The 14798-nt window shown below is 72.9% G+C and carries 10 protein-coding genes; 6 read left to right on the top strand and 4 right to left on the bottom strand.

The annotated features are described in order from the left end of the window. Positions 1-167: 167 nt before the first annotated feature. Positions 168-734: a TetR/AcrR family transcriptional regulator gene (locus tag MTP10_RS04280; protein WP_310707669.1), complete on the top strand. Its 567-nt coding sequence runs from the start codon at positions 168-170 to the stop codon at positions 732-734. Positions 735-745: 11 nt separating this feature from the next. On the opposite strand, the gene MTP10_RS04275 is transcribed toward MTP10_RS04280, so the two are convergent. Next, entirely contained in the window at positions 746-3616 is a 2871-nt protein-coding gene (locus tag MTP10_RS04275; protein ID WP_310707668.1) for an AAA family ATPase, read from the bottom strand. 310 nt (positions 3617-3926) lie between these two features. Here MTP10_RS04275 and MTP10_RS04270 point away from each other — a divergent pair, with 310 nt between their 5' ends. Further along, positions 3927-7541, top strand: a complete 3615-nt coding sequence (locus tag MTP10_RS04270) for a S8 family serine peptidase (protein ID WP_310707667.1) — start codon at positions 3927-3929, stop codon at positions 7539-7541. A 63-nt stretch (positions 7542-7604) separates the two neighbouring features. Here the strand turns inward: MTP10_RS04270 and MTP10_RS04265 are convergent, their stop codons facing one another. Next, positions 7605-8339, bottom strand: a complete 735-nt coding sequence (locus tag MTP10_RS04265) for a TetR/AcrR family transcriptional regulator C-terminal domain-containing protein (RefSeq protein ID WP_310707666.1) — start codon at positions 8337-8339, stop codon at positions 7605-7607. Positions 8340-8460: 121 nt separating this feature from the next. Between MTP10_RS04265 and MTP10_RS04260 the strand changes: the two genes are divergently transcribed. Together MTP10_RS04260 and MTP10_RS04255 are read left to right on the top strand one after the other, a co-directional pair. Continuing rightward, complete coding sequence (locus MTP10_RS04260) at positions 8461-9138, top strand: DUF4291 domain-containing protein (protein ID WP_310707665.1); 678 nt, start codon at positions 8461-8463, stop codon at positions 9136-9138. A 34-nt stretch (positions 9139-9172) separates the two neighbouring features. After that, positions 9173-10018, top strand: coding sequence for a DUF72 domain-containing protein (locus tag MTP10_RS04255; protein WP_310707664.1), 846 nt, complete (start codon positions 9173-9175; stop codon positions 10016-10018). Positions 10019-10057: 39 nt separating this feature from the next. Here MTP10_RS04255 and MTP10_RS04250 read toward each other — a convergent pair whose 3' ends face one another. Both MTP10_RS04250 and sigJ read right to left on the bottom strand, forming a co-directional pair. Continuing rightward, positions 10058-10993, bottom strand: coding sequence for a hypothetical protein (locus MTP10_RS04250; protein ID WP_310707663.1), 936 nt, complete (start codon positions 10991-10993; stop codon positions 10058-10060). Positions 10994-11109: 116 nt separating this feature from the next. Further along, a complete protein-coding gene (gene sigJ / locus MTP10_RS04245; RefSeq protein WP_310707662.1) occupies positions 11110-11997 on the bottom strand; it encodes an RNA polymerase sigma factor SigJ in 888 nt (295 codons plus the stop codon). Positions 11998-12140: 143 nt separating this feature from the next. On the opposite strand from sigJ, the gene MTP10_RS04240 reads away from it, so the two are divergent. Together MTP10_RS04240 and MTP10_RS04235 are read left to right on the top strand one after the other, a co-directional pair. Next, positions 12141-13316, top strand: a complete 1176-nt coding sequence (locus MTP10_RS04240) for a serine hydrolase domain-containing protein (RefSeq protein WP_310707661.1) — start codon at positions 12141-12143, stop codon at positions 13314-13316. Beyond that, the gene (locus MTP10_RS04235) at positions 13313-14752 is read left to right on the top strand and encodes an MFS transporter (RefSeq protein ID WP_310707660.1); all 1440 of its coding nucleotides are present in this window, start codon (positions 13313-13315) and stop codon (positions 14750-14752) included. The genes MTP10_RS04240 and MTP10_RS04235 overlap by 4 nt, the downstream gene beginning before the upstream one ends. Positions 14753-14798 lie beyond the last annotated feature (46 nt).

Below are 14798 nucleotides of genomic sequence, written 5' to 3'. Positions count from 1 at the left end.
AGGTCGGGGACGCCCCTGGCGGGCATGCCGTCGGCGCCGGCGACCGGGTCGAAGCGGCGCGATGCTCGCCCCGGAGACCAGGATCCGGTCGTTCATGGAGATTGATGTCTTCTCTGCGCTACGATAAATGAAATACATATTCCAGATAAACAGAAGGCACATTCCAGATGTCAACAGGTCGCAGGGCCGACGCCGTACGCAACAGGGGGCTCGCACTGGAGGCGACCAAGACGCTGCTGGCCAGGCCCGGCGTCACCCTCACCGTCGAGTCCATCGCCAAGGAGGCCGGCGTGGGGACGGCCACCGTGGTGCGCAGCTTCGGCGGCAAGGAGGCGCTCATCGACGCGGCCGTTTCCGCGCTGCTCGAACCGGTGGTGCGGCGCGCCAGGGACCTGCTGGAGCAGAACGGTCCGGAGCAGGCACTGCGGGCGTTCCTCGCCGAGCTGATCGCCTTCCAGTCCGCCCACCACGCCATCAACGACCAGCTGACCGGCATGGACCTGCCCGCCACCACGGCTCGGCGGGCGGAGCTCGTGCGGGTCATGGAAGAGATGATCGCCGGGGTCCGGGCGAACGGCGGCATCCGGACCGACATCGACCCGGCCGTCACGATGGTCATGCTCGGCGAGGTCGTCTACGCGTTCGCACGCTCGCAACCCGCGTCGCCCGAGCTGATCGACGGCTTCATCACGGTCGTCATGGACGGCCTGCGCCCCCAGTCGCCCGCCCGTTGAAGCCGGGGGCGTCAGAGCAGGGTCCTGAGCTCCTTGCGTGACGGGAGGCCGAGCTTGCGCAGGGCGCTGGAGACGTGGCTCTCGACCGTGCGCCTGGACAGGAACAGCTCGGCGGCGATCTCCTGGTTCGTCTTCCCCGCCGCCGCCAGCAGCGCCACCTCACGCTCCCTCGACGAAAGGATCTGGCCGTGGGACGGGCGGCCGCCGCGCCAGGGGTACGGGATGGGCACGCCGTTCCGGCGCATGACGCGGCAGATCCGGGCGATGTCGCGGTCGGCGCCCATCGCGCCGTACAGGCGCAACGCGCCCTCCAGCAGCCCCCCGCCATCAGCCGCCCCCTGCTCGCAGCGCCATCGGCCGAGGCGCTCGCCGGTCAGTGCCTCCTCGTAGCGCAGGCCGGCGTCCTTCAGCACGGTACGGGCCCCGTCCAGCAGCCGGTCGGCCGCAGAGGGCTCCGAAGCACGCGCGAGGACGGCGCGGGCGGTCAGGAGGGCCGCCTGGGCGAGGGGCGCGTCGGCGCCGGCGATCCCCGCGGCCAGCTCGTCCACCAGCTCCACCGCCTCACCCGCCCTGCCCAGCGCGTCGAGGGAGTCCGCCAGGCACAGCACGCTCTGCGCGCCCCACACCCAGTTGCCCTTCGCCCGTACCCGTACCAGCGCGGCCGTCGCCTGCTCGGCCGCGCCGGCCGCGTCGTCCAGCGTGAGGAGGAGCCGGGACAGCGCCGTCCGCGCGGGGATGAGCGGCCACACCGCCCCGACGCGTTCGGCGATCGCGATGACCTCGGTCAGGGCCGCCACCGCCTCCTCTGCCGGGCCCGTGGCCGCGAGCAGCGTGCCGTGCAGGAGCCGTACGTCCAGGGTCGCGGCGGCGAAGGTGGCCGGAGCGCTGTCCCCGAGATGGCGGACGCGGCCGGCGAGCCCGTCCCAGCGGCCCGCCGCGTGGTCGGCGGCGGCCGTAACCAGCTCGACGATCTCCGCCAGTCGCAGGTACTCCGCCTGGTCCACCACCTGGCGTCCCTCGGCCAGCAGCGCCTCGGCCCAGTCCAGGTGACCGATGTGCAGGGCGCCCTGCGCCCAGTTGAGGCAGGCGCGGGCGTGCTCGCGCGGCGCGGCCCGGAGGCGGTCGTCGTGCCGCAGCTCGTCGATCAGCCGCCGGCTCGCCGGGTCGCCCTGCTCCAGCAGCAGCGAGGCGCGGGTGATGCGCACCGCGACGCCGACGTCGGGGTCGCCGCTGCGGCGCGCGGCCTCCTCCGCCTCGTCGCACCGGGCGGTGTGCTCGCTGATGTGCCGGTCCACGACGGTCTCGGGCGCGGCCAGGACGGCGAGGGCGCGGCCGAGCAGGGCGGGCCGGTCGGCGAGGTCGTCCAGCGCCTCCTCGATCCGCAGGTGGCCGGCGCGGGCCTCGCCCTGCTGGCGCAGCAGACGGCCCAGGGCGAAGCGCAGCTCGCCCCGGAGGTGGGCGGGCAGGGGCTCGGTGGCCAGCAGGCGTTCGAGGATGGGCACGGCCTCGGCGTGGGCCAGCCCGTCCACGGCCGCCCGGCCGAGCTTGACGGCCAGCCGTACCCGCACGTCGCCGGGCAGCTCGCCGGTCTCCAGCGCCTGGAGCAGGAACCGCGCGGCCGTGGCGTCGTCGCCGTGGGACATCGCCGTGCCGGCGGCGGCCTCCGCGTTCTCCACGAACTCCGTCGTACGGCCGGCGTGCCGGTAGTGGTGGGCCAGCCCGGCCACCGGCTTGGGGCCCGGGCGGGACTCCAGGGCGCGGGCCGTTCTGAGGTGCAGCCAGCGGCGGCCCGACACGGGCCGGGCCTCGTAGACGATCTGCCGCGCCAGCGCGTGCCGGAAGCGGCACCCGCCGTCCTGCTCGTGCAGGAGCCCGACGGCCTGTGCCTTGGCGAGCGCCCGGGCGACCTCCGCCGGGCCGTGCTCGGTGACGTCCGCGAGGACATGCTCGTCGGGCGTCATGCCGACGACCGCCGCGGCGCCGATGATCTCCTGTGCCGTGTCGTCGAGCGAGGCCAGGCGCTGGAGCACCACGTCACGCAGCACGGTCGGCACCGCTAGACCGGCGAGGACGTCGGCCCGGCCGGGGATCTCGCCGGCGGGCAGCCGTTCGAGGAGCGTGCGGAGCACCTCCTCCACCACGAACGGGATGCCGCCCGTCTTCTCGTACAGCGGCGCGGTGAACGTGCGGGGGAGGTCCGCCTTGAGGATGCCGGCCGCCAGCTCCTCCACCTCGGAGCCGCTCAGCGGGGCGAGGCCGACCGTCAGCGCCGGGCCGGACGGCGCCCGGGCGAACGCCTCCCGCAGCGGCAGGGGCCCAGCCGCGGGGCGGATCGTGACGATGACCGACAGGTCGCGCGGCTGGTGGGAGGCCAGGAAGGAGAGGAAATCGTGGGTGCCGCCGTCGGCCCAGTGCACGTCCTCCAGGACGAGGACCAGCGGGCTCAGATGGTCGAGCAGCGCGACGGCCGCCCGGAACACCCGGTGCCGCTCGGCCCGCTGGTCGTGCAGCGCGGGCGGGGGCGGCGGGAGCTGCCCGGCGATCTCCGGCAGCAGCGGCGCGAGGGCCCCGGTCACCGGGTTCAGCGGCCGGGACCGTGCCAGCTCGGCGCCGGTCAGCCGGATGGCGTCCAGCACGGGAGACAGCGGCAGGGGCTCCTGGAGCTGCTCGCACTGGCCCACAAGTGTGCGGACGCCGGCCAGCTCCGGGGTGGCGAGGAGCTCTCCCACCAGGCGGCTCTTGCCGATGCCCGCCTCGCCTTCGACGAGGACGAGCGAGGGCGGGGAGGCGACGGCCGTACGCAGGAGCGCCAGCTCGGACTGCCGTCCGACGAGGACGTCCGACAGCGAGCCCGAGGGGCGGCGGGGCGGCGCCAAGGGCATCCGGCCAACCCCCTCTCGCTCACCACCAGCAGGTTAGCGGATCTCTCCGTCCGGGTTAGGTGGCAAAAATCCGTATACGGTACGGATCACCCGTATGGCCGGATCTCGTTAACCTCAGCGATCGTCCGCTTTGATCGGCGGCGATGCACGGAGGGCAACGATGGAACTGTCCAAATCCGCTGGCCATGGTCGTAGACGGCTGCCGGCGACGCTGGCGTTGACCGGGCTGATGCTGGCCGGAGCCGCCTGGCCCGGTGGCCCGGCCTTCGCCGAAGCCGGCCCGGAAGAGCAGAAAATTTACATAGTTCACATGGCCGAGGACCCCGTCGTGACGTACGAGGGGGACAGGGCCGGGCTGGCCACGACCAAGCCTCAGCGCGGCGAGAAGATCGACCCGCGCTCCGCCGAAGTCACCACGTACGTCGACCACCTGCGCGGCCGGCACGACGCCACGCTGCGCAAGGCGGGCGGCGGCGAGAAGCTGTACGAGTACGTGTACGCGTTCGAGGGCTTCGCCGCGAAGCTGACCAAGGACCAGGCGGCGCAGCTGAGAGCGTTACCGGAGGTCGTGGCCGTGACCGAGGACAGGAAGGTGTCGGTGGCGACGTCCTCGACGCCTTCGTTCCTGGGCCTCGACGCGCGGGGCGGCCTCTGGGACCGGCTCGGCGGCCCGGACGGCAAGAAGGGCGCGGGCGAGGGCCTGGTCATCGGCGTCATCGACAGCGGCATCTGGCCGGACGCCAAGAGCTTCGCCGGCACCGACGGCAAGGGCAAGCCGTACCCTCCGGTCAAGGGCTTCCACGGCGAGTGCGAGCAGGCCGGCGACGATTCCTGGGACCCCAAGGCGTGCAACGGCAAGCTCGTCGCGGCGCGGCACTTCACCGCCGCGTGGGGCGGCGACGCGGCGGTGAAGGAGTACTTCCCCTGGGAGTACCTGTCCCCGCGTGACTACAACGGCCACGGCACGCACGTGGCCTCGACGGCCGGCGGCAACCACGACGTGCCCGCGACCGGCGCCGCCGCGACGTTCGGCAAGGTGAGCGGCATCGCGCCGCGCGCCCGGATCGCCGCCTACAAGGCGCTCTGGTCGACGCAGGACGCGTCCACGGCCAACGGGTACACCTCCGACCTGGTCGCCGCCATCGACCAGGCGGTGGCCGACGGCGTGGACGTCATCAACTATTCCGTCTCCGGGACCAGCACGGACTTCCTCGACCCGGTGGAGATGGCGTTCCTGTCGGCCGCGGAGGCGGGCGTCTTCGTCGCCGCGGCGGGCGGGAACAGCGGCCCGGCCGCGTCGACCGTCGCGCACCCGTCCCCCTGGATCACCACGGTCGCGGCGGGCACGCACAACCGCGGCGCCCAGGGCTCGGTGACGCTCGGGAACGGCGCCACGTACAGCGGCGTCTCGCTGGCGGCGAAGGCCGGCCCCGCGCCCCTCGTCGACGCGACCGCCGCGGCGCTGCCCGGGGCCGACCCGACACGCGCCGCGCAGTGCTACACCACCAAGGACAACGACGGCAAGCCGGTCCTCGACCCGGCCAAGGTCAAGGGCAAGATCGTCATCTGTGACCGCGGGGTGACGCCCCGGTTCAACAAGAGCGCCGCCGTCGCCGAGGCGGGCGGCGTCGGCATGGTTCTGACCAACGTGGACGAGAACTCCCTCAACGCCGACCTGCACACGATCCCCACGGTGCACCTCGGCGTCAAGGACAGGCAGGCGGTCAAGGACTACGCCGCCACCCCCGGCGCGACGGCGACGATCGACCAGGCGAAGATCAGCACCGACGTCCCGGCGCCGTACATCGCCTCGTTCTCCTCGCGCGGCCCGCTCAGCGCGGGCGGCGGGGACCTGCTGAAGCCGGACCTCATCGCCCCCGGGCAGGACGTGCTGGCGGCGGTGGCGCCGCCGGGCAACAACGGGCAGGAGTTCAACGTCCTCAGCGGCACCTCCATGGCCTCGCCCCACGTCGCCGGGCTGGCCGCGCTGCTGAAGGACCTGCACCCGGACTGGTCGCCCATGACGATCAAGTCGGCGCTGATGACGACGGGCTCCGACGTCCGCGACGGACCCGGCACGGAGCCGGCGGTCATCTTCGGCGAGGGAGCCGGGCACGTCACCCCGAACAGCGCCGCCGACCCGGGCCTCGCCTACGACAGCGGCGTCGACGACTGGTCCGCGTTCCTCTGCGCGACCACCAAGGGCGTCGAGGACAAGGTCTGCCAGGCGCTGTCCAAGGCCGGCCACTCGCTCGACCCGAGCGACATGAACGTCCCCTCCATCGCGGTCGGGCGGCTGGCCGGCACCCAGACGGTCACCCGCAGGGTCACCAACGTCGGCCGCTCCACCGCCACCTACACGGCGTCCACCTCGGGGCTGGCCGGGATCACGGCCAAGGTCTCCCCGCGCCGGCTCACGCTGCGCGCGGGTGAGACCAAGTCGTTCACGGTCACGTTCACGCAGGCCACCGCCCCGATGAACGTCTACCGGGGTGGCCGGCTCACCTGGAAGGACGGCCGTCACACGGTGAACGTCCCCGTCCTCGTCCGCCCGGTGCCCGAGAAGTGGGCGGCCACCTTCGGCGCCGCGGGCGGCGTCGACTCGGCCGAGCAGACCGTCCTCGACCCCGGCGGCAAGCGGCTCTACGTGTCGGACGTCAGCTACGACCCGGCCCCGGGCGTGCTCAAGCCGCGCATCGCCACCGTCGCCTACGACCCGGCCACCGGCGCCGAGGTCTGGAACGCGGGCTACACCGGCCCCGCCGGCTGGGACGAGGTCGAGTCGCTCGCGGTGAGCCCCGACGGCTCCAAGGTGTTCCTCGCCGGGCTCAGCACCGGGAAGGACACCAGCAGCGACGCGGTCGCCATCGCGTACGACGCCGCCACGGGCAAGGAGCTGTGGGTCGCCCGGCACAACGGGGCGGGCAACGGCTCCGACTTCGCCAACGCGCTCACGGTCAGCCCCGACGGGAAGACCGTGTACCTCACCGGCATGAGCACGATGGGCGAGGCGGGCAAGGAGGACTACGTCACCGTCGCGTACGACGCGGACAACGGAACACCCAGGTGGACGTCGTACTTCGACGGGCCCGGAGGGGGCACGGACGACGCGCGGGTGGTCGAGGTCAGCCCGGACGGGTCCACGGTCTTCGTCACCGGCCAGAGCTCGGGGCCGTCGGGCACGGGCCTGGCCGACTGGGGCACCGTGGCGTACGAGGCGGGCACGGGCCGGCAGCTCTGGACCGCCGCCCACAACGGCTCGGCCAACGCCATCGACATCCCCGTCGCCGCGACGGTCGCCGCGGACGGCAAGGCCGTCTTCATCACCGGCTCCGCCGAGAACCGTGACACGCAGACCGACATGACCACCATCGCCTACGACACCACGACCGGAAAGGAGCTGTGGGCCGACCGCTTCGACGGCCCGGCCCACCTCAGCGACAACCCCCACGACATCACCCTCGCCCCCGGCGGCGGCAAGCTGTACGTCACGGGCAACACCACGGGCGAGGGCACCGAGGCCGACTACACCACCGTCGCCTACGACCCGGCCACGGGACAGCGGTCGTGGGTGCAGCGCCACAACGGCCAGGCCAACCGCGACGACTACGCCTGGGACGTCGCGGTGACGCCGGACGGCGGCAAGGTCGTCGTCACCGGTGAGAGCTCCGACGACGGGTCGGCGGGCGACGACTACGTGACGATCGCCTACGACGCCGGGACCGGTGCGCCCGTCTGGACCGGCCGCTACGACGGCCAGGTCGCGGCCCGCGACAGCGCGCACGCGCTGGCGGTGGACACGGCGGCCGGCACGGGGGTCCGCCTCTTCGTCACCGGGGTGAGCGCCACGGGCGGCACCCCGCCCGACGCCCTGGAGATGGACTTCGCCACGGTCGCCTACTTCGAACCGTGGAAGCGCCCATGACGGCCTGACACCAGGTGCCCCCGGCTCTCCGGAGCCGGGGGCATCCGCGTTCCACGGGGGATCTCAGCGGCGGAGGCGGGCGGCGATGCCGTCCAGGACGCATGCGAGGCCGGCCTCGAAGGTCGCGTCCGCGTCGATGTGGGTGGCGTCGTGGACCCAGCGGGCCAGCGTGGGGTAGCGGCCGGTGGCCAGCATCCGGGTGAGGTACGGGCCGGAGGCGATCTGCCACTGCCGCTCGTCCAGGCCGGTGTCCCGCTCGGCGCGCAGCCCGGCGACCTGGGTCCTGATCGCCCCGACCAGGTAGACGTTCACTGTCTGGACGGCGTGCTGCACCGTGTCGATGTGGTCGAAGCCGGGCGCGCCGTCGAGGGCGGCCAGGGACGCCTCCAGGCGGGCCAGCGCGTTGGGGCCGAGGTGCGGCCGTCCGCCGAGCAGGTCGGCGAACCACTCGTGCCGCAGGGCGGCCTCTCTGGTGCCGTGGGCGAGGGAGCGCAGGGCGCTTCGCCAGTCGTCGCCGGTGCGGGCCGGCCGGGGCATCTCGCCGTACACGGCGTCCACCATGAGGTCCAGCAGTTCTTCCTTGGTGGACAGGTAGCCGTACAGCCGCATCGGGCCCGCGTCGAGCGCGGCGGCGACCTTGCGCAGCGACACCGCGTCCAGCCCGTCCGCGTCGGCCAGCTCGATCGCGGCCCGCACGATCCCGTCCCTGCTCAGGGGGGTCGGGGCGGGCCTGGCCGGTGGCTCGGGCCGCTCCCACACCAGCGTCGGCTCGCCCTCTCCGGCCTCTCGTCGCGCCACCTTCGCGCCTCCTCCCCTTGCGCAGGCCTGTCCGTACGGGACACTGTATCGACAACATACGTTGTATCGCGGAGCGGAAATCGGTTGCCGGGCAGGTGGGCGGTTCTGCACCATCGCCTGGATGAACGTTCCGTACCGGCAGATCCGTGCCGCCTTCACCGACGAGTCCATCACCGTCTACCAGGCATACGACCCCGCCATCGCCGACCCGGCCGTCGCCGCGCAGCGCTTCGTGCCCCCGTTCAAGCGTGAGCGGATGACCTGGATCAAGCCGTCCTTCCTGTGGATGATGTACCGCTGCGGCTGGGCCGCCAAGCCCGGCCAGACGAGGGTGCTGGCCATCGACATCACGCGGGACGGGTTCGCGTGGGCGCTGGAGCACGCCTGCCTCAGCCACCCCGAAGGCCACCCGGCAGGCCTCCCCGACGGCCTCCCCGACGGCCTCCCCGACGGCCTCCCCGACGGCCACTCCGACGGCGCCGCCGACGCGGCCGAGTGGAAGGCACGCCTGCGCGCCAGCCCGGTCCGGATCCAGTGGGACCCCGAACGCGACCCGCACCACAACGCCCTGCCGTACCGGTCGATCCAGGTGGGCCTGTCCGGTGAGGCGGTGACCCGCTACCTCGGCGAGTGGATCGTCGCGATCACGGACGTGACCGGCCGCGTCCACGACCTCCGGCGGGCCCTTCGCGACGGCCGGGACATCACCGGCCTGCTGCCCGCGGAGCGCCCGTACCCCCTGCCCGCGGACCTCGCCCGCTCCATCGGCGCCACTCTCCCGGCGGAGCGGGGCGTGTAGCGTCGTGGGCATGCGGCTTCATGTGGGATGCGCCATGTGGACTCACACACCGTGGCGGGGACGCTTCCTGCCGCACCCGCTGCCCCCCACCGAGCGCCTGCGGGCCTACGCCACCTGGTGCGACGCGGTGGAGGGCAACACCACCTTCTACGCCACCCCGGCGAGGAGCACGGTGGAGTCGTGGGCGGCGCAGACCGATCCCGGCTTCCGGTTCGTGGTCAAGCTGCCCAAGCCGATCACCCACGAGCGCCGCCTCACCGGCGCGGGCGAGGAGCTGCGGGCGTTCCTGGACGCGATCGAGCCGCTCGGGCCCCGGGCGCACGCCCTGTGGGTCCAGTTGCCGGGCTCGTTCGGCCCGAACGACCTCGGCACGCTCGCCGCGTTCCTCCAGCGGCTCCCCGAGGGGCACCGGTACGCCGTCGAGGTGCGGCACCGCGCGTTCTTCGAGGACGTACGGGCCGCCCGCGCGCTGGAGTCGGTGCTCGGCCGCGTGGGCGCCGAGTGGATCCCGTTCGACACCGTCGCGTTCTTCGACAGCCCGCCCACCAGCGACGCCGAGCGTGACGCCTGGACGAAGAAGCCGCGCGTGCCCCGTCGCGCCACGGCTCTCACCGACCGTCCGATCGTCCGCTACCTCGGCCGGGACGACATCACCCGCACGGTCGAGGGCTGGCGGCCGTGGGTCGGCACGGTCGTGGAGTGGCTGCGCGAAGGCCGCTCCCCGACGGTCTTCGTCCACACCCCGGACAACGCCGAGGCGCTGCCCCTCGCCCGCTGCTTCCACGACGAGGTCCGCGCCCTGGTGCCCGAGCTGGAGCCGCTGCCCGAGCCCATGTCGCCGTCCGACGCCACCGGAACCGAGCCGCTGACTCTCTTCTGAGACCCCGCGATGTCGGCGCGCCTGGTCAGGGGAACTGTTTCAGGACGCCGCCTTGTCGGCGATCAGGGCGGCGCGCAGCCGTTCGTACGTGGGGGCCAGGCGGCGCAGGCCGGCCGCGAGCACCGTGTCGTCGCCCGATACGAGCGGCCCCTGCAGGCCACCGACGATGCGGGCCTGCTCCGCGGCGACGGCCGCCGCGTCGAGGCTGAGGGACGACAGGCAGGCCGCCAGGTCGTTGAGGCGGCGGGCGCCTACCCGCACCGCGAACGCCTGCCACAGCATCCTGATCTCGGGATCCAGCCCTTCCTCCACCAGCTCGGCCGTGCGCTCGGCGGCCTCGGCCTGCCCCAGCGTGCCGGGAGGGACCTCCACGTCCGTCCTTCCTGCCAGCCAGGCCAGTCCGGCGGGCAGGGAGCACCGCAACGCCTCCTCCGGGCTGACCTGCTTACGCCGGGTGAACCTGTGCCGCATCCGGAACGGCCGCTCCAGGTAAGTGATCAGCTCTCCGTGCCACGCCTCGGCGAAGGCGTCGACCGGCAGTGTGGCGTACGGGTAGCCCTGAGGGTCGTGCACGAGCACGGTGTCGCCGTCCACTTCCAGCACCACCACGTAGTGGTCGGCGCCGACCGCTCTGCCGGACCCGGGTTGGTATGCCAGCAGACCGAGCTCAAGCGGCCCGGCCAGCACCGGGCCGTCCTGGCAGGCCCGGTGCAGCCGGGCGAGCGCCGCTGCCGCCGTCCCGCCGTCCGTGCACTCGCACTCCCAGCCGAGCAGGCCGATCGCGGCGTCGATCCCGATCTCGGGGTCCCAGCCGAACGCGTCGAACAGCGGTAGTCGGCCGCCGATGAGCTGCATCCCGTACGGCGAGCCTGTCAGGACCTCGATCACAGCCGGAGGCGGCGCATCGCCGCCCAGGACCATCGCGAGGGAGTTGGCGTAGCAGTACGGCCCGGAGCCGACGTAGGTGACGGACATGCTCCGCACCGTTCCGCCTGACACGGTGTCAGGGTCAAGCCCGTCTGCGTCCGCCTCGTAACGGGCCCTCGGCTCGGCGGCACCGGCGACACTGCTGCGTCGGCGTGCGCCAGGCATCATGGCTCCATGTGGGTGAGGTCGAGCCGGGCCAGGCGGTCGGGGTCGGACAGGATGTCGATCGTGGCGATCTTGCTGTCGGAGATGGTGAAGCTCATGACGGAGATCAGCTGGTCGTCGATGGTGTTCACCAGGCCGGCGAGACCGTTGATGATCGCCGGGTGGGTGGCGGTGCTGGTGGCCATACGCTGGAAGGTGGCGAGCTTCCCGGCCACGGCCGCGGCGCCCCTGATGACCTTCATGCCACCGGTGAGCATCCCGCCGTCGGCGCGCAGCACCACGTCGGGGTCGAGAATGGACATCAGCGCGGCGAAGTCGCCGTCGCGGGCGGCGGCCAGGAAGGCGTCCACCACCCGGCGTTGACTGCTCACATCGGGGTCGGGGTTCGGGGCTGCGCCGCCGACGCGCCGGCGCGCGCGGCTGGCGAGCTTCTTGGCTGCCACGGGGGTGCGGTCCACGATGGGCGCGATCTGCTCGAACGGCAGACCGAACATGTCATGGAGCACGAACGCCAGCCGTTCGGCCGGGGTCAGGCACTCCAGCACGACCAGCAGCGCCAGGCCCACCGAGTCGGCCAGGAGCACCTGCTGCTCCGGGTCGGCGGCATCCGCGCGGCTGATCACCGGATCGGGCAGGCGGTCCTCCAGCGACTCCTCGCGTCGAGACCTGCGGGCGCGGAGCATGTCCAGGCACACCCGGCCGACCACGGTGGTCAGCCAGCCACCGAGATTGTCGATGTCCCCCGAATCTGAGCGCGCCAGCCGCAGCCATGCCTCCTGGACCGCGTCCTCGGCCTCGCTCAGCGAGCCGAGCATGCGGTAGGCGACCGCCTTCAGATGGGGGCGGTGCCCCTGGAACCGGTCGGCCAGAAAGTCGTGGGGCGTCACGATCGCATTCCTCTCCATCGGCGAACGTCATCCCGATGACGCATCAAACCGGGGAAAGGTGACCGCGAACGCACCCCGTCACCTTTCCCCCGGAGCATCCGTCGTCCCCCTGCCAGACACTCATTCACGAAGGGTTGCCGACGATGAGCACGGTGGATGTCCACGGAACGGTCGCGGACGGCTTCGAGCGGGTGCGCGCCGAGTTCGCCGCGGTGGTGGCCGAGCAGGACGGCCAGGTGGGCTCGCAGCTGACCACCTACGCGCACGGCCGGCGGGTGGTCGACCTGTGGGCCGGGGACGAGGTGAACGGTGACACGCTGACCGGCGTCTACTCCTCCACCAAGGGTGCCGCGACGCTGGTGGCGGCGCTTCTGGTGCAGGAGGGGGTCCTCGATCTCGACGAGCCGGTGGCCCGGCACTGGCCGGAGTTCGCCGCCGCGGGCAAGGACGGGATCACGCTCCGGGACGTGCTGACTCACCGCTCCGGCGTCATCGGCGTCGACGGCGGGCTGTCGGCGGCCGAGCTGGCCGACGACGCGGTGATCGCGCGCCGCCTGGCCGGGCAGCGCCCGTACTGGCGGCCGGGTTCGGCTTACGGCTACGGCGGGTTCGTCACGTTCGCCCTGGTGAACGAGGTGATCCGAAGGATGATCGGGCAGTCGCTGCAGCAGGTCTACGACGAGCGTATCCGGACCCCGTACGGGCTGGACCTCTACCTGGGGCTGCCCGCGGCGGAGGAGGAGCGGTTCAGGCCGATCCAGTGGTGGACGGCCACCCTGGAGCAGGAGGCAGCGTTCTGGTCGAACGTGCCCGGACCGAACAGCATCCTCGGCATCGGTTACGGGCTCAACAGCACGCCGCCGCTGGACCAGGTGGCCTTCGCCAACACCCGCGCCGTCCGCGCCAACGGCCAGGCATCGGCCGGCGGGGTGGGCAGCGCCCGCGGCCTGGCCGGCCTGTACGCGGCGGCCGTCTGGGGCATCGAAGGGCAACCTCCGCTGCTCAAGCCGGACACCGTCGGGGAGTTCGCCCAGCTGCACTCCATCGGCGCAGACCTGGTCCGCGGCGATCAGGGCAACTACGCGCTGGGCTTCCAGGCCAAGGGCATGCGCTACCCGTTCCTCGGCGCGAACGCGTTCGGCCACGACGGCTCGGCGGGCTCGGAAGCCTTCGCCGACCCGTTCAGCGGCATCGCCTTCGGCTACACCCGGCGCCGCTTCGGCTTCGGCTGGTCCTACCCCGAACACGACCGGCTGGCCGCCGCGGTGCACGACGCCGCGGCGCTCCCCCGCGCCACCACCTCCGCAGACCTCACATGAGCACGCACACCGCACCCGGTCCCGAAAGAAGCGGCCTCGCACTACTGGTGATCGCCGCCGCGCAACTGCTGATGGTGATGGACGGCACTATCGTGACCGTGGGCCTGCCCGTCATCGGAACCGGCCTGCGGATCGACGAGGCGGACCTGGACTGGGTCCTCACCTCCTACGCCCTGGCCTTCGGCGGTCTGCTGCTGGCGGGCGGCCGGGCCGGTGACCTGTTCGGCCGGCGCAGGCTGTTCCGCGCCGGTCTGACGGTCTTCCTGGCCGCCTCCCTGCTGGGCGGCCTGGCAGGCGGCGGAGGCGTGCTGATCGCCGCCCGCGCCCTGCAGGGCGTCGGCGCCGCGATCGTCGCCCCGGCCGCGCTGTCCCTGCTCGCCGACACCTTCCCCGCCGGCCCGCAGCGCAACAAGGCGCTCGGCGTGTACGGCGCCATGGGCGGCCTGGGCTCGGTCGCCGGACTCCTGCTGGGCGGCGCGCTCACCGAGTACCTGGGCTGGCGATGGATCATGTTCGTCAACATCCCCATCGCGCTCCTGGTCCTGGCCGGCACGTTCGCCCTGGTGCCCGGCACCCGGCAGCGCGGCGGGCTCGACCTGCCCGGCGCGGTCACCGTGACCCTGACCCTCGGCTCGCTGGTCTACGCGATCAACCGGGCCGGGTCCCACGGCGTCGGCGACGGGCTCACCCTGGCCTTCGGCGCGGCGGCCGTCGCGCTGCTCGTCGCGTTCCTGTTCATCCAGCGCAACGCGCGCAGCCCGATGCTGCCGCCAGGCGTACTGGCCGACCGCGGCAAGCTCGGCGCCAACCTGGTCATGCTGCTCATGGGCGCCGGGCAGCTGGCCACCTTCTACTTCCTCACCCTCTACATGCAGACGATCAAGCAGTACTCCCCCATGACCACCGGACTGGCCTACCTGCCGTTCGCCGTCGGCATCGGCATCGGCTCCGGCCTCGTCGGGCCCGCACTGCAGGCCCGCACCTCCACACGGACCGTCCTGGCGACCGGCCTGGCGGTGGCCGCCGCGGCGATGGGCTGGTTCAGTCTCCTCACTCCGGACCAGAACCCGCTGTTCGTGCTGCTGCCCGCCCAGCTCGCCGGGGGCGTCGGCCTGGGCATCGGCTTCGTCGGTGCCACCATCGGCGGCGTCCAGGGCGTGGCGTCGCGCGACTCCGGCATCGCCTCCGGCCTGGTCAACACCAGCCAGCAGATCGGCGGCGCACTCGGGCTGGCCGTCCTGGCCGGCATCGCCGTCACCGCCACCGCGAGCCGGCCGCCGGGCACGCCCCCGCACGACGCGCTCACCGGCGGCTACACCGCCGGCATGCTCGGCGCGGGCGCGTTCTACCTGGCCGCCATCCTCACCGCCGTCCTGCTCCTGCGGCCGCGCCCTGTGAGCCGGAGCGAGGAGCCCCTCGGCAGCGCCCCCAGGTGAAAGCCCATCGCCGCACCGGTCACCTTCGGCCCGTGCGATCCGTCAT

Source organism: Nonomuraea sp. 3-1Str (assembly GCF_031570565.1).
GTDB lineage: Bacteria > Actinomycetota > Actinomycetes > Streptosporangiales > Streptosporangiaceae > Nonomuraea.
The sequence above is the reverse complement of the archived record's forward strand: the minus strand, read 5'-3'. Positions and strand labels throughout refer to the sequence as shown.

Bases quoted from the DNA above. Each gene is read 5' to 3' on its own strand.
- MTP10_RS04280 (WP_310707669.1), top strand. From the start codon at position 168: ATGTCAACAGGTCGCAGGGCCGACGCCGTACGCAACAGGGGGCTCGCA.
- MTP10_RS04275 (WP_310707668.1), bottom strand. From the start codon at position 3,616: ATGCCCTTGGCGCCGCCCCGCCGCCCCTCGGGCTCGCTGTCGGACGTC.
- MTP10_RS04270 (WP_310707667.1), top strand. From the start codon at position 3,927: ATGGCCGAGGACCCCGTCGTGACGTACGAGGGGGACAGGGCCGGGCTG.
- MTP10_RS04260 (WP_310707665.1), top strand. From the start codon at position 8,461: ATGAACGTTCCGTACCGGCAGATCCGTGCCGCCTTCACCGACGAGTCC.
- MTP10_RS04255 (WP_310707664.1), top strand. From the start codon at position 9,173: ATGTGGACTCACACACCGTGGCGGGGACGCTTCCTGCCGCACCCGCTG.
- MTP10_RS04250 (WP_310707663.1), bottom strand. From the start codon at position 10,993: ATGTCCGTCACCTACGTCGGCTCCGGGCCGTACTGCTACGCCAACTCC.
- MTP10_RS04240 (WP_310707661.1), top strand. From the start codon at position 12,141: ATGAGCACGGTGGATGTCCACGGAACGGTCGCGGACGGCTTCGAGCGG.
- MTP10_RS04235 (WP_310707660.1), top strand. From the start codon at position 13,313: ATGAGCACGCACACCGCACCCGGTCCCGAAAGAAGCGGCCTCGCACTA.